We start from the raw sequence: 19,926 nt of genomic DNA, 5'->3' as shown, positions 1-19,926 counted from the left end.
GTGGGCACCTCCGGTTCAGCGGTGGGCGGGAACGGCCGCGGGCGGCAGCCAGCGGCGGTGGACGGATCCGGCGGGCTGCCGCAGGAGTTCCAGGCGCGGCGGGATCCGGTCGGTCCGTGCCGACGGGGGCCGCCCGCTGCCCGCCCGCCAGGCGCGCGCCCAGGGCGCGGCCGGCCCCTGGTAGCCCTGGGCGGCCGCGGCGTGCAGGGTCCACAGCGGGTCGTGGAGCTGGGCGCGGCCGACGCCGCACAGGTCCGCCCGGCCGGCCAGGATGATCGAGTTCACGTCGTCGTACGTGGAGATCGCGCCGACGGCGATGGTGGGGACCCCGGTGGCGTTGCGGATGAGGTCGGCGTAGGGGGTCTGGTAGCTGCGGCCGTAACGCGGCCGCTCGTGGGCGACGACCTCGCCGGTGGAGACGTCGATGCCGTCGGCGCCCGCCTCGGCGAGCGCGGCCGCGATCCTGACGGCGTCGGCCTCGGTGGTACCGCCCTCGGCCCAGTCCGCGGCGGAGATCCGCACGAGGAGCGCCTTGCCGGCCGGCCACACCTCCCGTACGGCGCGCAGCACTTCGAGTGGAAGGCGCAGCCTGCCGTCGAGATCGCCGCCGTACTCGTCGGTGCGCTCGTTGGTCAGCGGGGACAGGAAGCCCGAGAGCAGGTGCCCGTGCCCGTACTGGAGTTCCAGCACGTCGAAGCCCGCCCGGTCGGCCCGCCGGGCCGCGGCCGTGAAGTCCCGTACGAGCCGGTCCATGTCGGCCCGGTCGGCCTCGCGCGGCACCGGGCTCCGCTCGTCCCAGGGCAGTGCCGAGGCGGCGACCGGCCGCCCGCCGCCGTGGGTGGCCGCGCGGCGTCCGGCGTGGGTGAGCTGGATGCCGAGGCAGGTGTCGCTCTGGCCGTGGACGAAGTCGGTGAGGCGCCGCCAGGCCGCCTCCTGTTCGTCGTTCCACAGGCCGGGGCAGCCGGGGGTGGCCCGTCCGTCTGCGCTGACGGCGGTCATTCCGGCGAGGACCAGTGCGGCGCCCCCGACGGCCTGTGTGCTGAGGTGGACGAGGTCGAAGTCGCCGGGGACCCCGTCGCGCGCCGTGTGCAGGGCGGTGGGCGGTACGACGACCCGGTTGCGCAGCAGCAGGCCGCCGAGCGGGTAGGGGCGGAACATCGGGGGCACGGCCGAGGAGCGGTTGACCGCGCTGGTGAAGCCCTCGTCGCGCACGCGCAGGTTGTCGTAGGTGACGCGGCGGCTGCGGGTGAGCAGGTTGAAGGCGAACTGGTGCGGGTCCTGACCGGTGTACCGGTCGATGTGCTCGAACCACTCCAGGCTGGCCTGGGCCGCGCGCTGGGTGGACTCCACCACCGGCCTGCGCTCCTGCTCGTAGGCGGCGAGGGCGGTCGGTACGTCCGGGTGCTCGTGCAGGCTGGCCGCGAGCACGAGGGCGTCCTCCATGGCCAGCTTGGTGCCGGAGCCGATGGAGAAGTGCGCGGTGTGGGCGGCGTCGCCGAGCAGGACGACGTTCTCGTGCCGCCAGGTCCTGTTGCGGACGGTGGTGAACCGCAGCCACTTGGAGTTGTTGGGGATCAGGCGGTGGCCGTCGAGGTGGTCGGCGAGGAGCTCCTCGCAGCGCCGGATGCTGTCCTCGTCGCTGGTGCCGGGCGGATGGTCCCGGTCGGCGAACTCCGCGAAGCCGGCGCGCCGCCACGCGTCCTCCGCCAGCTCCACGATGAAGGTGGAACGGGTGGCGTCGTAGGGGTACGCGTGCACCTGGAGGGTGCCGAAGTCCTGCTCGTCGACGATGAAGGTGAAGGCCTCGAAGACCTTGTCCGTGCCGAGCCACATGTAGCGGCCGGAGCGCTCGTCGAGGTCGGGGACGAAGGTGTCGGCGTAGGCCGCGCGCGTGGCCGACCGTACGCCGTCGCACGCCACCACCAGGTCGTACCCGGCGGCGAGTTCGGCCGCGGGCGGGGCCTGGGTGCGGTAGCGGACGTCCACCGCCAGTTCGGCGCAGCGCTGCTGGAGGATCCGCAGGAGGTGCTGCCGGCCGAGGGCGGCGAATCCGTGGCCTCCCGAGGTGAGGGTGCTCCCCCGGTGGCGGACGTCGATGTCGGCCCAGCGGGCGAACTCGGCCGACATGGCCTCGTAGATCTCGCGGTCGGCCTGGGCGATGCCGTCGAGCGTCTCGTCGGAGAAGACGACCCCGAAGCCGAAGGTGTCGTCGGGGGCGTTGCGCTCCCAGACGGTGACCTCCCAGTGCGGGGAGAGCTGCTTGGTGAGGGCCGCGAAGTACAGTCCGCCGGGCCCTCCTCCTATGACTGCGACGCGCACGGCGTGCCTCCTGACGGTGGTGCGGTGGTGAGTAGTTCCGGTCGCTGCGGTCCGGCCGTGCCGAGCAGGTCCCGTACCCCGGCGGGCCAGGGGGTCGACCCGGTGGCGTGGGCGGCGGAGTGGGCGATGACCATGCGGCCGGTGGCCGCCTCGACGCCCTGTGCGCCCCGTACGGTGAAGGCGTAGTGCAGGGAGGCCGTACCGACCTTCGTGACCTTGAGCTCGGTGCGTACGGCGTCCCCGAACCAGAGCCGGGCCCGGTAGTCGGCCTCGAAGTGGACCCGGGGCGTGCTGCCGAACAGGTGCGAGAGGCCCAGGCGGTGGAGCAGGACGGCCTCGGCCGCCTCGACCCAGCGCACCACGGTGGAGTGGTGGTAGTGGCCGGCGGCGTCGGTGTCGGTCCACTCGACGCGGCGTTCGACGACGACGCCGGCCGGCTCGGCCGGTGCCGGGGCGGGTACCGGGGCGGGTACCGGGCCCGGCGTGGGGGCGGCGTCGGTGCGGGCGCGTTCGCGCAGCTCACCGCGCCGGAGCTTGCCGGTGCCGGTGCGCGGGAGCGCGGTGACGAACTCCACGGCCCTCGGGTACTTGTACGGGGCGATGGACCGCTTGACGTGGGTCTGGAGCTCGCGGACGGTCGCCCCGTCCGCCGGGACTCCCGCGCCCAGGACCACGTACGCCTTCACGAGCATGCCGCGCCGGGCGTCGGGGGCCCCGACGACCGCGCACTCCTCGACGTACGGGTGGGTGGCGAGGGCCTTCTCGACCTCGGGGCCCGCGATGTTGTAGCCGGAGGAGACGATCATGTCGTCGCTGCGGGCGACGTACCAGAAGTACCCCTCCGTGTCGCGGATGTAGGTGTCGCCGGTGATGTTCCAGCCGTTCCTGACGTACGAGGCCTGGCGCGGGTCCTCCAGGTAGCGGCATCCGGTGGGACCGGTGACCGCGAGCAGGCCGGGCTGCCCGTCGGGGACGGGGTCGCCGTTCTCGTCGACCACGGCGGCGCGGTAGCCCGGAACGGGACGGCCGGTGGAACCGGGCCTGATGTCCTCGTCGGCCGCGGAGATGAAGACGTGCAGCATCTCGGTGGCGCCGATGCCGTCGATGATGCGCAGGCCCGTGGCGGCGTGGAACTCGTGCCACACGGCGGCCGGCAGCGGCTCCCCGGCGGACACGCAGCGGCGCAGCCCGGCGAGCCGGTCCACCGCCCCGGCCTCCATGATCGCGCGGTAGGCCGTCGGCGCGGTGAAGAGCACGGTCACACCGTGCTCCGCGACGAGCTCGGCCAGCCGCAGCGGGGCCGCCTGCTCGATCAGCAGGGTGGCGGCTCCTGCGTGGAGGGGGAAGACCACCAGTCCACCGAGCCCGAAGGTGAAGGCCAGCGGTGGCGTGCCGGTGAAGACGTCGTCCGGGCGGGGTTTGAGGACGTGCCGGGAGAACGTGTCGGCGTTGGCCAGGACGTCGCGGTGGAAGTGCAGGGTCGCCTTCGGGCGGCCGGTGGTACCGGAGGTGAAGGCGATCAGCGCCACGTCGTCCGCGGCCGTGACCACGGTGGTGAACCGGCCGTCCTTGGCGGCGCAGCGTGCGGCCAGGTCTTCCGGCCCGGGCCCCCCGTAGGTGAGGACCGGCAGGGCGGGCAGACCGGGGCGGCGGCCCGGGTCGAGCTCGTCGGCGTAGCGGTGGTCGCACAGGGCGAGCGCGGGCCGGCTGATGTCGGTGAGCTCGGCGAGTTCTCCGGCGCGCAGCAGCGGCATGGTGGTGACGGCGACCCCGCCGGCCTTCAGGACGCCGAACCAGGCGGCGACGAGCCAGGGGTTGTTGGGGCCGCGCAGCAGAACGCGGTTGCCCGGCCGGAGGCCGAAGTCCTCGGTGAGGACCTGGGCGACCTGGTTGGCGCGGTGCTGCAGTTCGCCGTAGGTCCATCGCTCGGTCGGGGTGAGCAGACAGGGGCGGTCGGGGCCGTGCCGCTCGACGGCGTCGTCGAGCAGGCTCCGGGCGCAGTTGAGTCGGTCCGGGTACTCCAACTCCGGTAGGTCGAAGTGGAGTTGGGGCCAGAGAGAGGAAGGCGGAAGCCGGTCCCGGCAGAAGGGGTCGGCGTACGCGGAAGGGGAGAGCTCCATGGGGCGGCACCTCGATCAGGGAGCAGCGGGGAGATGGATGCAAGGTATGTCGAATATTTGGCGCTCGTCAACATCTCGCGATATCGCGTCGGACCGAGAGACTCCTCCGGCCCCCTCCGGACAGCCCGGGACCCCCCGGACCGCACCTCAGGACACGGGGACGCGCACCTGGACCGACTTGCCGAACTCATGTGCCACAACCGAGAGTTCACCGCCGAGCTCGGCCGTCAGCAGCTGCACCATCAGCAGCCCGCGACCACTCTCGGACTCCGGGTCGACCTCCGCGCGAGGGGACGGCAGCCGCGGCAGGCCGGCACCCCGGTCGGCGACCTCCAGCCGCATCCAGCCGCCGCCCGCCGACACGGCGACCCTCATCCGCCCGGCACCGCCGCCCGCGTGCCGGACCACGTTGCCGACGAGTTCACTGACGGCCAGCAGCAGGGCGTCCACCACCTCGGCGGGCACCCGCCAGCCGTCGAGGGTGGCGCGCACACGGGACCTGACCTGCGGAACACTCGCGGCGACGGGGTCGGCGACCCAGTGGACGTAGCTGCGGACCGAGGGGGCCGCGGAGGTGTCGGCGATGGTGAGCATGACGTGCTCCCGGAGGGGAAGGTGGCGCCGCCACTGCAGTAGCTCGTGTAACTGATCCCGAATCTGGATCGTCCCTGGGCTTGTGGTCAGCGGAAACGCATCGCTAGAGTCCTTGATTACACGTGTAACACGCTACGCCTCCCCCGGTGACTCGCGCAAGCATTCCGGACAAACGACGCGAAGCCTGCGTCCGCCCCACCGGCCACAGAGCCACCACCGCTCCGCGCTCCGCCGCGGCACCGGGACACCCGGACCCCGGGACACCACCGACATTGGAAGGGCCGCAATGACGCAATCTCCCCCCGCCGGGATCGACATCGCCGACATGACCTGGCCGCCCCCGCCGTACCGGTCCCCGGTACCGCCGGTGACGGGCACGGACGGCGTGCGCCGCTTCGACGGGATCACCTACGCGACCACGCCCGGCTACCGCCCCCGGTTGCTCGACGTCCAGGTACCCGCGGGCGAGGGCCCCTTCCCCGCGGTCGTCTGGATCCACGGCGGCGGCTGGCTGGACGGCGACCGCCGCTACCCGCCGCCGACCGTCCCCGCCGACCTGCTGCACGGAGCGGTACTGGGCGCCGGCCTCGCACTCGTCTCCATCGACTACCGGCACAGCCTCGAAGCGCCCTTCCCGGCCCAGCTGCACGACGTGAAGGCCGCGATCCGCTACGTCCGCACGTTCGCCGACGCCCTCGGCATCGACCCCGACCGGATCGGCGTCTGGGGCGAGTCCGCGGGCGGCCACCTCGCAGCGCTCGCCGGTCTCGTCGGCCCCGGCACCCCGCAGGGAGCCGCACTGGAGGGCACGCAGGGCGTGGGCTCCGGCGAGACCGGGGTCCGCGCGGTCGTCGACTGGTACGGCGTCAGCGACCTCGTCACCCTGGCCGAGCACCCCCTGCCGGCCATGCCCGGTACGGACTTCCCCGATCCCTACGAGGCCCTGCTCGGCGCCACCGTCGCCGCGCGGCCTGACCTGGCGCGGGCCGCGAGCCCCGTGACGCATGCCGAAGGCTCGAACCCGCCGCCGTTCCTGCTGGTGCACGGGACGCACGACGGCCTGGTCCCGTACAGCCAGAGCGAGGCCCTCGCCGAGGCCCTGAGGAACGCCGGGGGCGAGGTCGTCCTCCAGCCCGTGGAGGGCGCCGACCACATCTTCCTCGGCTCCCGCGACATCCCCGCCATCGTCGAGGGGGGCGTGGCCTTCCTGGCGCGGCACCTCGGCGCGGGAGCCTGACGGCGCCGGTCCGCGCCCCCGTTCCACCACGGGGGCGCGGCCGCGGCCGCGCCCCCGCGTTCCCTTCACCGCACACCCGGCCGCGGGCCCCCGCCGCGGTCACGAGAGGCAGCCATGTCCGGCAACCCGACCACCACCGTCACCCCGCACGGCAGACCCCGCGCACCTCACCGGGCCGGTGGGCCCGGCCGGCGCGCCGGGACCGGGGCCCCGCCCGGCCGCGGCGTCCTCGTCACGGGTCTGCTGCTCCTGGGTGCCGCCGTACTGCCGGCCCTCGTCGTCCGCTCCGACGTCGCGGAGCCGCCCTTCCAGGAGCTCGACGACCGCTGGCTGATCTGGATGGGCGGCCCTCACGACGGGGTCTACCGGGCCCTCGCCTCGGCCCTGGACCTGTTCGGCGGGCCGGTCGGGGCGCTCCTCCCGCTCTCCCTGCTGATCCTGCTGCTCGTCCGCCGGCGCTGGGTCTCGGCCTGCTTCCTGCTCGCGGCCCATGTCGGCGGCAACACGCTCGTGGTCCAGGGCCTCAAGCACCTGGTGGACCGGCCGCGCCCGGCCGACCCGCTGGTCCGCGTCGACCACGGCTCCTTCCCGTCCGGCCACGCGGCCACGGCGGCACTCCTGGTCGTCGTCCTCGGGGCGCTCCTGGTCCCGGCCGTCCGGCGGCGGGCGTGGTGGACCGGGGGCGCGGTCTTCACGCTGGCCATGATGTGGAGCCGTACCTGGCTGCACGCGCACTGGCTCAGCGACACCGTGGCGGGGGCCGCGGCGGGCGCGGGAGTGGGTCTGCTGGCGTGGTGGCTGTTCGGACCGGCGCTCGCCCGGGAACGTGCCCGTGTCCACGACCGCCGGGGGGCGGCCGCGGGTGCGGGCACGGCGTGACCCGGGCGCAGGCCGCCTCGCCGCGGCGCGGGCTCCGGCCGGGCCGCTGACCGGCCGGGCCGGAGCCCGCGCCCGGTACGGGCCGTGCCCTCTGGGGCGCCGTCCGCGTCCGGCCGCTGGATAGCATCGGGGATCATGAACCCGGGTACAGCAGACTTCACCACCGTGGACCCCGAGCGTCCGCCTTCTCCCGTCGCCGCCGACTGGCCGGCGGTCGAGGCCTGGCTCGGTCTCGCCGCCGGTCTGCCGTCGGACTTCAAGCAGCTCGCGGACGCGTACGGTCCCGTGGATTTCGGTGCGTACATCTGGATCCACACGCCCTGTGCCGAGGCCGGCCGGTTCGACTACGGCACCTGGCTCCACGAGACCCACCGCGCCGCGCGCATCCAGGTGCGCCATCTGCCCGAAGAGGAGCGGTACGCCGTTCATCCCGAGCCCGGAGGGCTGCTCGCCTGGGGCGTGAGCCGCGGTGGGGACACGCTGTTCTGGGACACCTCCCGCTCCGCCGACCCCGACGCGTGGGGCGTGGTGGTGCACCACCGGGGCGTGATCCCGGGCAGTGGGCTGCGCGTCTGGCACGCCTACGACCTCACCCTGACCGAGTATCTGAGGCACACGGTCCGTGACGGCTGGGAACTCCCCTCACCGCCCGGCCCGTTGATGGGCCCGCTGCCCGGCTCGCTCGCCCGCACCGCCTTCCTGCCGGACGCCCGGCCCTGGGCACCCCCGGCGCCCGAGGTCCCGCGGCTGACCGAGGCGCAGCGGCTCGTCGCCCTGCGGACCGGCACCGGCCTGGAGGCCCTGGAGCTCCTGTCTCCCCCGCCGGCCGAGCCCTGTCTGGGCGGAGACAGCTGGGAGGCGCTCTTCGCGGAGCTCGGAACGGTCCTGCCGAGGGAGTACGTCACGCTCATGGAGCGGTACGGGGCGGGCTGCTGGAGTCGGTGGCTGCGCTTCTTCACTCCCCTGCGCACCCGCGACCACGAGCGGCGTTTCGTCATCAACGTCAAGGACGTCCTCGACGGTTACCGGGAGCTCAAGGCCTCGTATCCGGACGAGCAGCCGCTGGCCGTATGGCCCGAGCCGGGCGGCTTCCTTCCCTTCGCCAACTCCGTCGACGGGGACCAGCTCGGCTGGCTCACCGAGGGCGCCGACCCCGAGGCCTGGCCGCTGGTGGTGTGGCCCCGCCACGCCCGGCAGGGGCCGCCGCTGGAGGGCGGTCTGATCGACACCCTGCTCGCCTGGCAGCGCGGCACCCTTGCGACCGCGGGCCTGCCCGGCCTGGACGTGAGCGACGACCCGGTGGAATGCGCCGGGTTCGCCGCCTGGGACGCCGGCGCGTATTGGTGAGAGCGGCTCCCTGAGGCCGGCCTTCGGGGCCGGGCTGCCTCCGGTCACCGCAGGGCAGGGCCCTCGCCGGGGCGGTGCGCACGGCCGGGCCTGGGCCGTGCCGGCGAACGTGGCGCCGCTCGGGGGCGTGAGCGGCGAGTTCCACGGACCGGGACGCGGCGACCGCGGGCATGCGGGTGGTGACGGGCGCCGACGCCGACGCGGCCGGCCGCGATCAGGACCACCGAGGACAGGACGATCACGTCCAGCGGGCGGCGCCGGTCAGGGTGCGGCTCCGACGCCGCTGACCCAGACCGGGAGGGGTGCGCACTGCGGGTCCGGGCCGGGGGCGATCCCCTCCGTGCCGCGCTCCGCCTCTTCCAGGTCCGCCCCGGCGGCGATCCGCGGCCCGCCGCCGGTCAGGAACCCCTCCACCACCGGGCCGAGGTCGGTGCAGGTCACGTAGCCGCGCCCGAACGGCAACGCCTCCGGGGGTACCGAACCGGTCGAGCACCGGAGCTGACCGGCTTGCTCGTCGTGCCACACGTAGAAGGTCGCCGCCCCGGTGAAGCCCAGCCCGCGAACGCGTCCCCGAAGGGCGGCGGCGGTCCGCTCGAAGGCTGCCACCACCTCCGCGACGGACAGCGACTCCCTGTCCCCGTCGGCCACGCTCGGACACCAGGTGTTGGTCTCCCGCTCCACCTGCCGGTCGGCCGGTTCGAGCGCCAGGGGCTCGTCCGCCACCTCGGCGATCCATTGCAGCAGGATCGCAGCAGTATGCACGCCGCTCAGGAGGTCAGGAGGTCAGGAGGTCAGGCGGTGCACCAGAACGGGCTTCACGGCAGGCAGCGGCGCCGCCGTCCCGGTCTCGATGAGCTCGTGCACGGCGTCCGCGATCTGCGCGGCCGACGGCATGTCCAGCCGGACCGTGGTGAGCGCGGGCTGCAGGAGCGTGGAGAGGACGAGGTCGTCGCAGCCGACCAGGGCGACCTCGTCCGGCACGGTGATGCCCTCGGCCTGCAGCGCGTGCAGCAGCAGGGCGGCGTACTCGTCGTTGTAGGTGAAGACGGCGTCCAGGCCGAGGCCGCGCCAGCTCCGGGCGAGCGCGCTCGCGGACTCCCGGGTGTAGGACAGTTCCACCGGGGTGACGGTGGCCATGTGCCGGGCCGCCACCGACTCGGCGCCCGCGAGGCGGGGCTCGGCGAGGGTGCCGAGGCCGCGTTCCTGGGGCATGACCACGCCGATCCGGGACCGGCCGCGTGCGATGAGGTGCTCGGCCGCGGTGGCGCCGATGCGGGTGTGGTCGAAGTCGATGGTGTGCACGCCCTCGACGGGGTGGGAGGCGAAGGCCAGCAGGCCGCGCGCGCCCGCGCGGACCAGTACCTCCGCCGCCTGGGGAGTGAAGCGGTCGCCGTCCAGGGCGACGACGGCCGCGGGGCGCAGTTCGGCCCAGGCGCGGGCGGCGTCGAGGGGGTCGGCGAAGCGGCCCGCGTGCAGCACGGCGGTGTAGCCGTACCGCTCGAGCTCGCTGTGCAGATCGTCGACCCAGTCGCTGACGAGGCGGCCGATCGCGGAGATCGACGAGGGCATCAGGACGAGGTTGCTGCGGCCCGCGCGCAGGGACCGGGCGGCGGCGTGCGGTACGTAACCGAGCTGCTTGGCCGCGTCGAGCACCCGGGCACGGGTGCCGGCGCTCACCCGGTGGCCCTGGGTGTCGTTGAGGACGAAGGAGACCGTGGCACGTGACACCCCGGCGAGGCGGGCCACGTCCGCGCTGGTGATGGATGCGGGGACGCGTGTGTCTCTGCTCATGACGTCCCTCGACGCTCCTTCTGCTGGGGTCGAGCACCGGTTCCGTCCGGGTAGCTCCTTCCTTCTCAGGTTACACGAGTCAAATCAAGGGGGCGGGGGTGTGCAGGAGCCTGGAGGCTCCCGCGAGGTCGTCGAGGGCGGTCACGACCGAGTCGAAGCGCATCGTGGTGCGGGTGCGCGTGTCGTAGGGCCGCCACTGCGGCAGATCGGGGTGGTTGGGGTCACCGGTGCGGACGAAGGCGATCCAGGCCCGGTGCATGACGTACGCGAGGCCGTCACGGACGGCGGGGTCGAGGCCGGCCAGGAAGGGCGCGTGCGACCACCGGTCGAAGTTGTCGAAGACGAAGGGGAGTTCGAGGCAGTGCGCGGCGCCGAGCCGGCCCCCGTACGCGGGGGTGGGCAGGTCGAACTGGTAGGCCCATACGGGGCTGCCCGACTCGGCGCGCCCCTCGGCCAGCCGCAGTGCCGGCACCCGGAAGAGCTCGTCCGTGATGAGGTCCATCAGGACGTCGGCCGGGCGGGATCCGGGCCGGGCCCGCTCGTACGCCGCGTACACGCCCTTCGCCGCTTCGCTCCCGAAGGTGTCCGCGATGCGGTCGGTCACCTGCTCCCGGGTGGCGGCGGCGTACCCCTCGTCGAGGGCGAAGCCGAAGTTGGCCTCTTCCCTCGTCCAGCCGATCATGACGTCGATGTCGGCCGCGGCCCCGCCCAGAAGGGCTTCGGCGGGGTGGCCGGTGAGGGTGACCCCGTCGACCACGGGCAGGAAGGGGGTCGGCCAGTACCCCCACCGCATGGTCTGCGCGAAGAGTCCGCCGCCGGCTCCGATCAGCTCGGGCCAGGGCAGCGTACGGAGCTCCGCCAGATCCTTGGCGCCGGCCAGCTCCAGGTAGGCGGCGGTGCGCTCCAGGTACGCGTCCGGGTCCGGGAGGTCCAGACCGAAGGGCGGGCTCTGCAGGATCACCCGCCGGATCAGGCCCTCGGTCTGCGGATGGCCGGCGAGTGCGGCGGTGGACACCGCGCCGCCGGACTGCCCGGCGACCGTGACGCAGTCCGGGTCGCCGCCGAAGGACGCGATGTTCTCCTTCACCCAGTGCAGGGCGGCGAGCTGGTCGGTGAGCCAGAAGTTGCCGCCGCCGCCCTCCCCGCCGCCGGTCCCGTCCGCGTCTCCGTCTCCGTCTCCGTCTCCGTCTCCGGGGTAGAGGTAACCCAGCGGCCCGATGCGGTAGTTGATGCTCACGACGACGAGATCGCCGTCGCGCGCGAAGGTCTCGCCGGAGTAGCCGGGCAGTGAACCGGAGCCGGAGACGAAGCCGCCGCCGTGGATCCAGACCAGTACCGGGCGGCGGGCGCCGTCGGCGGCGGGCGTCCAGACGTTGAGGGTCAGGCAGTCCTCGTCGAACGGGGGTGACCCGTGACCGCCGAGCACGGGGTCGCCGCCCTCCAGGTACATCTGCGGCGCGCTCGGTCCGTCCACGGTGGCGTCCCGCATGCCGGTCCAGCCGGCGTGCGGCCGGGCGGGCCTCCAGCGCAGGTCGCCGACCGGCGGGGCGGCGTAGGGCACGGCACGGAAGACCGTGATCCCGCCCTCGGTCGCGCCGCGCAGACGCCCTGCGGGCAGGTCCACCACCGTGCGGTCCCGTCCTGGGGGATGAGGCATGAGCCGTTCCTTCCTCGCTGCCGCGCGCGGGCTGCGCGCCGCGAAACCGAGAGTATGGCGTGATTTTGTCGAACGTCAATGTGTCGCAATATATCGACCGGCCGCCGGGGCCGCGCCCCTGCGCCGCGTCACAGCCACAGGCTGTCCGAGGCCATCCGCTCCGACTCCACCTCCAGCAGCGGTGCGAAGGCACGCCACAGCACGAGGCAGGTTCCGACGCCGACGAGCACACCGGCGAAGGTGTCGCTGAGCCACTGAGCGTGGAGCCAGGTCCGGTTCCCCATCATGGCGAGGACGTACGAGGCCCCGAGCACCCACCACCAGCGTCGCGCACGCGGCGGGAACACCACCACCGCCACGGCGATCACCAGCGTCACCGCACTGAACACCTGACCGGACGGGTACGAGCCGTCGTTGACCAGGACCCACGGATGCGGCGGACGCGGGCGGTCGGCGAGCTGCTTGAGCGGCAGCAGCACGACGAGGTTGGCGACGACGGTGACCGCGAGGACGAACAGCCCCGAGCGCCAGCGCCCGTAGACGCAGAGGCAGCCGATCAGCAGGAGCGGCAGGACCATGCCGAGAGGGCCGCCGAGCCGGTCGAGGACGGTGCTGAACACACCCAGGCCCTCGGCTCCCGCGGCTCCGGCGGCGGCGGGGTCGTTCACCGAAGCGGCCCAGCGGTCGTCGAGCCCCTGGAAGAAGGGCCGCGGGTCCAGCCGGAGCAGTAGCCCGGCCAGCAGCGCCAGGAGCAGGAGGGTGACCCCGAGGCCGAGCGCGTGACGGGGTGGGGGCGCCGGGAGGTGGTGCCGGGGCGGCCGGGTCGGGACCGCCGGGCGGGGCGGGCCGGGCGGCGGCAAGGCGGAGGGCGAGGCGAACATGGCGGGCCTTTCACTGTCGTCTTCACGTTCGTCTTCACGGTCGTCCGCACAGCCGGCTTCCCGGGCGGTGGGGGCACTCGGGGAGCGGGCGCGGGAGCGTGGAGCACGAGGGGAGCGGAAGGGAGGCGGAAGGGGAGCGGAACGCGGCGGAACGTCGCGGGAACCGACGCAACGCGGCGGGGAGCGCCGGAACACGGCGGGACGCGGCCGGAAGCCGGGCGATCGCGGCGGAGGTGCGCGGACCGCGGGAAAACCGCCCGGTGCCGCCCGGGCGGCAGGGTCGTCGCGGTGCGGCACGGAGTATTGCCTACGCGTCACGACCGCCACAAGGGCAAGACGGTTTCTCGTCACATCTGCCGTACGAGGCGGCCTGCACAAGTGGTTACACGCGTGCTCACGCCCAACCCGCCCGACGGTCACGATCTGCACAACGACCCGCCACGGGCCTTGGCGAAGTCCGGAAATGGGTGCTACACAGTGTCCACCGCACTTGGTGACACGTGTAACAACATCACGTTACGAACGGCGTCCTCCACCGCATGTTCCCGGCGACGACGCCGTCCGGCGCCCGCTCATGGGCCGCCCGCTCTCCCCCGCACGCCACCACCTCCCCGCTCCGTCCCCCGAGGAGTCGTCATGGCCACGCCCGAAGTCGTCGAACCATCCGTCCCCCCGACCGGGGAGCCCGCCCCCCGGCGTGGTCTCCTGCCCCTCCTCCTGGTCGCCAACTCGGCGATGATGGCGCTCTACATGGGCGTCGGCTCCGTCCTGCTGCCCACCCAGGTCGCCGCGATCGCCCCCGACGACAAGGTCGCCGTTCTCGGCCTGATCGGCGGCGTCAGCGCGGTCTTCGCCACCGCCTTCAACCCCATCGCCGGCGCCCTCTCCGACCGCAGCGGGCGCCGCAACCCCTGGATCGTGGGCGGCGGCCTGGCCTCGCTCGCCCTTCTCGCCCTCCTCGGCAACGCGCGCACCGCCCTGCTCGTCGGCATCGGATGGTGTCTGATCCAGGCGACGATGAACGTCTTCCAGGCGGCGGTCACCGCGATCGTGCCCGACCGGATCCCCGCGGCCCGCCGGGGCACCGCATCCGCGCTGGTCGGGCTCGGCCTGCCCATCGGCGGTACGGTCGGCGTGCTCATCGCCTCCCGGACCGCGGACCAGCTGCGCACCGGCTACCTCGTGCTCGGCGCGGTCGTCGCCGGTTCCGCCCTGCTGCTCAGCGTCTTCTGCCGCGACGTGCCGCGCACCGGGCCCGCCGCCGAGGCGCCCGCCCGGCCCAAGGGCGCCCAACTGGCCGCCTTCCTCTCGGCCCTGGCCAACCACGACTTCCGGTGGGCCTTCATCGGCCGGGCCCTGATGGTCCTCGGCTACTTCTCCGTCGTCGGCTACCAGCTGTACATCCTCGGCGACCACATCACGCTCCCCGAAGGGCTGACCCCGCCCGCCGCGATGGCCGTCCTCACCCCGGTGTCGATGGTCGCGATGGCCGTCTCCACCGTGGTGGGCGGTCTGCTGTCCGACCGCTGGAACCGCCGCAAGGTGTTCGTCGGCGTATCGGCGGCCCTCGCCGGGCTCGTCATGGTGGTCCCCGTGGTCAGCCCGACCTGGACCGGCATGCTCGTCTTCAGCGCGCTCAACGGGCTCGCCTTCGGCTGCTTCATGGCCGTCGACACCGCGCTCGTCACCCTGGTCCTCCCGCGGGCCGAGGACGCCGCCCGCGACATGGGCGTCCTCAACATCGCGAACGCGGGGCCGCAGATCATCGCCCCCTTCGTCGCCTCGGCCGTCGTCACCGGCCTGGGCGGCTACACCCCGCTCTTCCTCGTCGGCGGGGCCCTCTCCCTGGTCGGCGCGCTGGCCATCCTCCCGATCCGCAGCGTGCGCTGATCCCTCCCCCGGGCCCGCCCGTCCGCGACTCCGGCGGGCGCACGCCGAGGGTCGTGCGCCCGCCGGTACCCACCCCTGCTCACCCTCGACTTCCTCCTCCCTCATCAAGGAGCACCCTGTGAGACGCAAGCGAGTTCTGCCGCTGGCCGCGCTGCTGCTGTGCACGCCGGCCCTGGCCGGCACGGCTCCGGCGGTCGCCGCACCGCGGACCGCGCCCGCCGGTCCGTTGCGGATCCTGCTCACGAACGACGACGGCTACAACGCCCCGGGCATCCGCAAGGCCTTCGAGCGGCTGACCGCCGCCGGGCACGACGTCACGATCGTCGCCCCGCTCACCAACCAGAGCGGCGCCGGTACGAAGATGATGAGCGCCCCGGCCGTCACGGTGAAGCACCCCGAGCCGAAGGTCTGGGCCGTCGACGGCACCCCCGGCGACTCCGTCGCCTTCGGACTGGCCGAGGTGTTCGCGGGCGGCGCGCCCGACCTGGTCGTCTCCGGTACCAACTTCGGCCCGAACGTGGCCGGTCTCGCCACCCACTCCGGTACGGTCGGCGGCGCCGTCGCCGCGCTGGAGCACGGTGTACCGGCCATCGCGCTGAGCACCGGGGGCGTCAGCGCGCCCGACCCGGTCACCACGGTCAACGCGATGGGGCCGACGCTCGATTTCGCGGTCAAGCTGATCGACCGGCTGCGCTCGCGGGCCCGGTCCGGGCCGCTGCTGCCCAAGGGTGTGGGCCTGAACGTGAACCACCCGGTGGTCGGCGCGGACGGCAAGGGAACGGCCGCGGGGGTGTCCGCGACCTTCCAGGATCCGCAGACCCTGCTCGAACCCGACTTCACCGACGCGGGCGACGGCACCTGGAAGGTGACCGTGAAGGTCGACCTGCGGCCCGCAGCCAAGGGCGGTGACGTCGAGGCCGTCACCGCCGGCCGGATCGCCGTCAGCCCGATGAACGCCGACTGGAACACGGGGCCGGCCGACCAGGCCGTGACCTCCGTACTGATCGCCGGGCTGCGCCCCTGACGAGCCCCGGCCGGGGCGGAGCACGCACCCCGCTCCGCCCCGGCCGGACCCGGCCGCACCCCGGTACGTGCCCGCACCGGCTCACACGCGCACGCACCTGCACGCACCCGCTCGCCCCGGCACCACTCCAGGAGGACGGATGAAGAGGCCCGGCAACCGGCTGCCCTCGGCAAGGTCCCTGCTCGGCAGCGCACTCGCACTCGCCCTGGTGGCGCTGCTCGCCTGCGCACCACCCGCGACGGCTTCGCCGCCGTCGCCGTCCGGCGGCTCGGCGGACCCCCGGGTCACCGTCACGCAGGGCGCCCTGCGCGGCCGTTCCCACGACGGGGCGCAGGAGTTCCTCGGCGTCCCCTACGCCGCTCCCCCGGTCGGGGCCGCACGGCTGCGGGCTCCCGCGCCCCCGCCCCGGTGGACCGGGGTGCGGGAGGCCACCCGGCAGTCTCCGGCGTGCCTGCAGTTCTCGCCCTTCGGCCTGAGCGACCCGGCGGCCGTCAGCGAGGACTGCCTGTACCTGGACGTGTACCGGCCGCGGACCGCCCGCCCCGGAGCCCGGCTCCCGGTGATCGTCTGGATGCACGGGGGTGCGTACAGCCAGGGGACGGGTACCCAGTTCGGCGGGCGGACCATGGCCGACCTCACGCAGAGCGTGGTGGTCGGCATCAACTACCGGCTGGGGCAGCTCGGCTATCTCGCACTGCCCGAGCTCGGCCGGGAGGACGCCCTGAGATCCGGGTCCTTCGGGCTGATGGACCAGCTCGCCGCGTTGCGCTGGACCCGGGAGAACATCGGCGCGTTCGGCGGAGATCCGGGCAGTGTCACGATCTCCGGCCAGTCCGCGGGAAGCGGTTCCGTCTGCGCGCTGCTCGCCGCCCCATCGGCCGCCGGCCTGTTCCACCGGGCCGTGCTGCAGAGCGGTCCCTGCACGCTGCTGGCCACGCCGGACGTCTCGGAGGCGCAGGCGCAGGCTCGGTCCTTCGCCGCGCGGGCGGGCTGCACCGTCGCCGCCGAGGTGGCCGCCTGCCTGCGCGCCGCCTCCGGAGCGGCGCTGGTCGAGGCGGCGCGCACGCTGCCGACGCGGGGTCCGGCCTCGGGTGACGGGCTGCTGCCGGTCGCCCCCGCGCGGGCCATCGCGAGCGGTGCGTGGAACAAGGTGCCGGTGCTGATCGGGAGCACCCGCTCCGAGGCCCGCTTCTTCGTCGCCCTGACCCAGCCGTACCTGACGGCCGAGCAGTACACGGCGCAGATCCTGGCGGCCCACGGGGCCGCGGGGCCCGAGGTGCTGGCGCGCTATCCGGTAGCGAAGTACGGCTCTCCGTATCTGGCGCTGTCGGCGGTCATGACCGACTCCACCTTCGCCTGCCACACGGCGTGGACGGCGCAGTCGTTCGCGTCCCAGGTGCCGACGTACGTCTACGAGTTCGACGACCCGCGGTCTCCGACGCTCGCGGGCGCGCAGGTGCCGGGCCTGGACGAGTCGAACGCGCACAGTGCGGAGCTGGCCTACCTGTACGACTTCACGATGGGCGAGCGCCCGCTGGCCCCTGAGCAGGTCGCGCTGGGGAACCGGATGAAGCGCTACTGGGCGGCGTTCGCCCGCTTCGGCGCCCCGGTGGTGGCGGGCCAGACCCCATGGCCGCCGACCAGTGCCGGAGGCGGTACCGGTGCCGGTACCGCCCCGGTGCTCGTCCTCGACCCGGCGGCGACCCGGACGAGCACGTCGTTCGCGGCGGAGCACAGTTGCGCGTTCTGGCGGACGCAGCCTCCCCGGCCGCTGTGAGGCGTTGCCGCTCCCCTCTGATCACCCGGGCGGCAACGTAGAGTTGGATCATCAGAGGAGGGGGCCGGATGGACCGGAACATACGCACGGTCGAGGACGTCCTGAAGCTGCTGGACGGCCTCTTCGCACCGGAGGCCGACCGGTGGACGGACGACGGGGCGTCCTGGTGGGACGGCTTCTACGCGGATCGCTCCAAGCCTGTCCCGTTCTTCGTGCCGAAGCCGGACGAGAACCTGGTCTCGTACGCCGACCGCGGCCTGATCGCCCCGGGCCGCGCCCTCGACCTGGGCTGCGGTCCGGGCCGCAACGCGCTGCACCTCGCCGCCCTGGGCTTCGACGTGGACGCCGTCGATCTGTCGCCGACGGCCATCGCCTGGGGTGAGGAGCGGGCCCGCGAGGCGGGGGCCGAGATCCGGTTCCACCGCGGGAACGCCTTCGAACTCGCCGCGACCACCCTGAGCGGCCCGTACGACCTGATCTACGACTCGGGCTGCTTCCACCACCTGCCGCCCCACCGCCGCATCAGCTACCTGGCTCTACTCGAACGGGCTCTCGCCCCCGGCGGCCATCTCGCGCTGACCTGCTTCGCGGCCGGCGGGATGGGATCCGAGATCCCCGACGAGGAGTTCTACCGTGAGGCGGGCCTCCAGGGCGGACTCGCCTACACCGCGGAGTCCCTGCGGGCGATCTTCAGTGACCTGACCGAGGTCGAACTGCGCATGATGCGCGACGAGCCCGCCGAGTCCGCGCTCTTCGGCGAGCCCTTCCTCTGGACGGCCCTGCTCCGCCGCCCCTCCGCGTCGTAGCCCGGGCGGGCCCGCTGGGTCCCCGGTGGCGGGCGTTGGACCGCCCGTTGGCGTCAGCGATGCGGGCCTCGGCGAGAATGGCGAGATGAACCATCGCTTTGTCAGCATTCCGGAGCTGACCGACGTTCCGCGTGTGGCGGTCGTCGTCGACGTGATGCGGGCCTTCACCGTGGCTGCCTGGGCGTTCTCGCGTGGCGCCGAAAGGATCGTCCTGGCCTCGTCGGAGGGTGAGGCACTGGCCTTGAAGGAGAGTCGTCCGGGTTGGCTGGCTCTGAAGGACGGCGCTCCGGCAGCGGGCTTCGACACGGTGAACTCACCCGGTCTGGTCCGGTCGCTCGGTCTGACGGGTCGCACGGTGGTGCAGAAGACGACGGCCGGAACGGTCGGTGCCCTGGCCGTCGCGAGCGCGCCGCTGGTCCTGTGCGCGAGTTTCGTCGTGGCCGGCGCGACCGCGCGGTTCCTGAAGACGGAGGGATCCGGGCCGGTGACGTTCGTCGTCACCGGCGACGCAGGCCGGGCCTCGGAGGACCTGGCCTGCGCCGAATACATCGGCCGGCATCTCGACGGAGGCGATGTCGAGGTGGCCCCGTATCTCCACCGTGCGAGGACCTCCCGGGCGGCCGCCGACCTTTCCGACGGGGTGCGACGCGGATACCAGGGGGTTCATCCCGATGATGTCGACCTCTGTCTGGAAGTCGACACGTTCTCCTTCGCGATGGTCGCCCGCCAGGAAGACTCTCTGACCGTGCTGCGTCCCGCCGCGGTGCCCGACGGATCAGCCGACGCCGGCTGACCCGCGACTGTCGGGGGCATCCCGCTCTTGCGGGCTCCTCGGCTCGGGCGCGGGTGCTGGCGAGGCGGTCGGAGTCGGTGCCGGTCTCGACGATGGCCGCGCGGAGGCGGGGGCCGGTGAACGTCTTGGGTCCCACCGCCGAAGCACGCGTTGGAGGCGAAGTTCGGCGCCGGGGCGGTCGAGTTCCGATGCGGCCGTGGCGGGCGACCACCCCGTTCGCGACGGCGTGCGACACCTGGAGACGAAGAGGCTCAGTCGGGCAGCGCCGCGGTGAGGTCCACTTCGATGAGCTGTCCCGTGAAGCCGAGTTGCGCAACACCCAACAGCGTGCTGGCGGTGGTGAACGCCGCCCCGAGGGCCGAGTCGGTGAGCCGACGCCAAGCGACGCCCAGTACGTCTCTGTCGTCGCTCCGCACATAGACCACCGAGCGCACCACGTGTTCCGGCTCGGCATCGACCGCAGCCAAGGCGGCGAGTGCGTTGGCGACCACCTGGTCGACTTGGACCTCAAGCGATCCGGAACCGACGAGGGAACCACTCCGATCGAGAGGGCACTGCCCCGCCAGGTAGGCCGTACGGCCGGTCTCCACCACGGTGATGTGGTGATAGCCGGGCGTCTCGTGCAGCTGCTCGGGGTTGATACGAGTGATCTTCGCAGTCATGCACGCGAGTCTGACCGGCTTACCGCCGGTGCGCATCGCAATTCGTTCCACCGAGCGGCACGCGCAGCATCCGCGTGCGCTGAGGTACCGGAGGCCGGCTCCGGTACCGGGTTCCCCCGTGCCCCTGCCCGGCCGGGACCGCGCCGGTC

The 19,926-nt window shown here is 73.5% G+C and carries 15 protein-coding genes and 3 pseudogenes; 8 read left to right on the top strand and 10 right to left on the bottom strand.

From position 1 onward, the window contains the following. Positions 1 to 15 precede the first annotated feature (15 nt). The 4 genes and pseudogenes from Sspor_RS37310 to Sspor_RS37300 form a co-directional block, all read right to left on the bottom strand. Positions 16 to 2,319 (bottom strand): oxidoreductase, encoded by a 2,304-nt coding sequence (locus Sspor_RS37310; protein ID WP_202203061.1) that lies wholly within the window; start codon positions 2,317 to 2,319, stop codon positions 16 to 18. Beyond that, a pseudogene (locus Sspor_RS40870) lies at positions 2,301 to 2,690 on the bottom strand (acyl-CoA thioesterase); the annotation flags it as partial. The gene Sspor_RS37310 and the pseudogene Sspor_RS40870, both read right to left, overlap by 19 nt. Before the next feature lie 138 nt (positions 2,691 to 2,828). Further along, positions 2,829 to 4,439: pseudogene (locus Sspor_RS37305) on the bottom strand (AMP-binding protein); the annotation flags it as partial. A gap of 147 nt (positions 4,440 to 4,586) precedes the next feature. Continuing rightward, positions 4,587 to 5,033: an ATP-binding protein gene (locus Sspor_RS37300; RefSeq protein ID WP_202203059.1), complete on the bottom strand. Its 447-nt coding sequence runs from the start codon at positions 5,031 to 5,033 to the stop codon at positions 4,587 to 4,589. A 286-nt stretch (positions 5,034 to 5,319) separates the two neighbouring features. Between Sspor_RS37300 and Sspor_RS37295 the strand changes: the two genes are divergently transcribed. The 3 genes from Sspor_RS37295 to Sspor_RS37285 all read left to right on the top strand — a co-directional run bounded on the left by Sspor_RS37295 (position 5,320) and on the right by Sspor_RS37285 (position 8,496). Then, positions 5,320 to 6,270: an alpha/beta hydrolase gene (locus Sspor_RS37295; protein ID WP_202203058.1), complete on the top strand. Its 951-nt coding sequence runs from the start codon at positions 5,320 to 5,322 to the stop codon at positions 6,268 to 6,270. A gap of 114 nt (positions 6,271 to 6,384) precedes the next feature. Further along, on the top strand, positions 6,385 to 7,149 hold the full coding sequence (locus Sspor_RS37290) for a phosphatase PAP2 family protein (RefSeq protein WP_202203057.1): 765 nt from the start codon (positions 6,385 to 6,387) through the stop codon (positions 7,147 to 7,149). Between the two features lie 135 nt (positions 7,150 to 7,284). Then, complete coding sequence (locus tag Sspor_RS37285) at positions 7,285 to 8,496, top strand: SMI1/KNR4 family protein (protein WP_202203056.1); 1,212 nt, start codon at positions 7,285 to 7,287, stop codon at positions 8,494 to 8,496. A 261-nt stretch (positions 8,497 to 8,757) separates the two neighbouring features. Here Sspor_RS37285 and Sspor_RS37280 read toward each other — a convergent pair whose 3' ends face one another. From Sspor_RS37280 to Sspor_RS37265, 4 genes are all read right to left on the bottom strand, one after another. Beyond that, positions 8,758 to 9,258, bottom strand: a complete 501-nt coding sequence (locus tag Sspor_RS37280; RefSeq protein ID WP_237404198.1) for a hypothetical protein — start codon at positions 9,256 to 9,258, stop codon at positions 8,758 to 8,760. Positions 9,259 to 9,279: 21 nt separating this feature from the next. Continuing rightward, positions 9,280 to 10,287 (bottom strand): LacI family DNA-binding transcriptional regulator, encoded by a 1,008-nt coding sequence (locus Sspor_RS37275; RefSeq protein ID WP_202203055.1) that lies wholly within the window; start codon positions 10,285 to 10,287, stop codon positions 9,280 to 9,282. 79 nt (positions 10,288 to 10,366) lie between these two features. Beyond that, a complete protein-coding gene (locus tag Sspor_RS37270; RefSeq protein WP_202203054.1) occupies positions 10,367 to 11,944 on the bottom strand; it encodes a carboxylesterase/lipase family protein in 1,578 nt (525 codons plus the stop codon). A gap of 128 nt (positions 11,945 to 12,072) precedes the next feature. Continuing rightward, a complete protein-coding gene (locus tag Sspor_RS37265; RefSeq protein ID WP_202203053.1) occupies positions 12,073 to 12,825 on the bottom strand; it encodes a phosphatase PAP2 family protein in 753 nt (250 codons plus the stop codon). A gap of 636 nt (positions 12,826 to 13,461) precedes the next feature. On the opposite strand from Sspor_RS37265, the gene Sspor_RS37260 reads away from it, so the two are divergent. From Sspor_RS37260 to Sspor_RS37240, 5 genes are all read left to right on the top strand, one after another. Continuing rightward, positions 13,462 to 14,715 (top strand): MFS transporter, encoded by a 1,254-nt coding sequence (locus Sspor_RS37260; RefSeq protein ID WP_202203052.1) that lies wholly within the window; start codon positions 13,462 to 13,464, stop codon positions 14,713 to 14,715. 118 nt (positions 14,716 to 14,833) lie between these two features. Then, positions 14,834 to 15,739 (top strand): 5'/3'-nucleotidase SurE, encoded by a 906-nt coding sequence (surE, locus tag Sspor_RS37255; RefSeq protein WP_202203051.1) that lies wholly within the window; start codon positions 14,834 to 14,836, stop codon positions 15,737 to 15,739. 139 nt (positions 15,740 to 15,878) lie between these two features. Then, positions 15,879 to 17,516, top strand: a complete 1,638-nt coding sequence (locus Sspor_RS37250; protein ID WP_202203050.1) for a carboxylesterase/lipase family protein — start codon at positions 15,879 to 15,881, stop codon at positions 17,514 to 17,516. A 68-nt stretch (positions 17,517 to 17,584) separates the two neighbouring features. Then, a complete protein-coding gene (locus Sspor_RS37245; protein WP_202203049.1) occupies positions 17,585 to 18,322 on the top strand; it encodes a class I SAM-dependent methyltransferase in 738 nt (245 codons plus the stop codon). 85 nt (positions 18,323 to 18,407) lie between these two features. Further along, a complete protein-coding gene (locus Sspor_RS37240) occupies positions 18,408 to 19,115 on the top strand; it encodes a 2-phosphosulfolactate phosphatase (RefSeq protein WP_202204087.1) in 708 nt (235 codons plus the stop codon). Between the two features lie 28 nt (positions 19,116 to 19,143). On the opposite strand, the pseudogene Sspor_RS41750 reads toward Sspor_RS37240, so the two are convergent. Then, a pseudogene (locus Sspor_RS41750) lies at positions 19,144 to 19,312 on the bottom strand (IS21-like element helper ATPase IstB); the annotation flags it as partial. 54 nt (positions 19,313 to 19,366) lie between these two features. Next, a complete protein-coding gene (locus Sspor_RS37235) occupies positions 19,367 to 19,777 on the bottom strand; it encodes a Rid family hydrolase (protein WP_202203048.1) in 411 nt (136 codons plus the stop codon). Positions 19,778 to 19,926 lie beyond the last annotated feature (149 nt).

The sequence above is a fragment of the Streptomyces spororaveus genome (genome assembly GCF_016755875.1).
GTDB classification, from domain to species: domain Bacteria; phylum Actinomycetota; class Actinomycetes; order Streptomycetales; family Streptomycetaceae; genus Streptomyces; species Streptomyces spororaveus.
This window is presented reverse-complemented; position numbering and strand designations above follow the sequence as displayed.

Coding starts and splice junctions, on each gene's coding strand:
- Sspor_RS37300 (WP_202203059.1), bottom strand. CDS start 5,033: ATGCTCACCATCGCCGACACCTCCGCGGCCCCCTCGGTCCGCAGCTAC.
- Sspor_RS37295 (WP_202203058.1), top strand. CDS start 5,320: ATGACGCAATCTCCCCCCGCCGGGATCGACATCGCCGACATGACCTGG.
- Sspor_RS37290 (WP_202203057.1), top strand. CDS start 6,385: ATGTCCGGCAACCCGACCACCACCGTCACCCCGCACGGCAGACCCCGC.
- Sspor_RS37285 (WP_202203056.1), top strand. CDS start 7,285: ATGAACCCGGGTACAGCAGACTTCACCACCGTGGACCCCGAGCGTCCG.
- Sspor_RS37275 (WP_202203055.1), bottom strand. CDS start 10,287: ATGAGCAGAGACACACGCGTCCCCGCATCCATCACCAGCGCGGACGTG.
- Sspor_RS37270 (WP_202203054.1), bottom strand. CDS start 11,944: ATGCCTCATCCCCCAGGACGGGACCGCACGGTGGTGGACCTGCCCGCA.
- Sspor_RS37265 (WP_202203053.1), bottom strand. CDS start 12,825: ATGTTCGCCTCGCCCTCCGCCTTGCCGCCGCCCGGCCCGCCCCGCCCG.
- Sspor_RS37260 (WP_202203052.1), top strand. CDS start 13,462: ATGGCCACGCCCGAAGTCGTCGAACCATCCGTCCCCCCGACCGGGGAG.
- Sspor_RS37250 (WP_202203050.1), top strand. CDS start 15,879: ATGAAGAGGCCCGGCAACCGGCTGCCCTCGGCAAGGTCCCTGCTCGGC.
- Sspor_RS37245 (WP_202203049.1), top strand. CDS start 17,585: ATGGACCGGAACATACGCACGGTCGAGGACGTCCTGAAGCTGCTGGAC.
- Sspor_RS37240 (WP_202204087.1), top strand. CDS start 18,408: ATGAACCATCGCTTTGTCAGCATTCCGGAGCTGACCGACGTTCCGCGT.
- Sspor_RS37235 (WP_202203048.1), bottom strand. CDS start 19,777: ATGACTGCGAAGATCACTCGTATCAACCCCGAGCAGCTGCACGAGACG.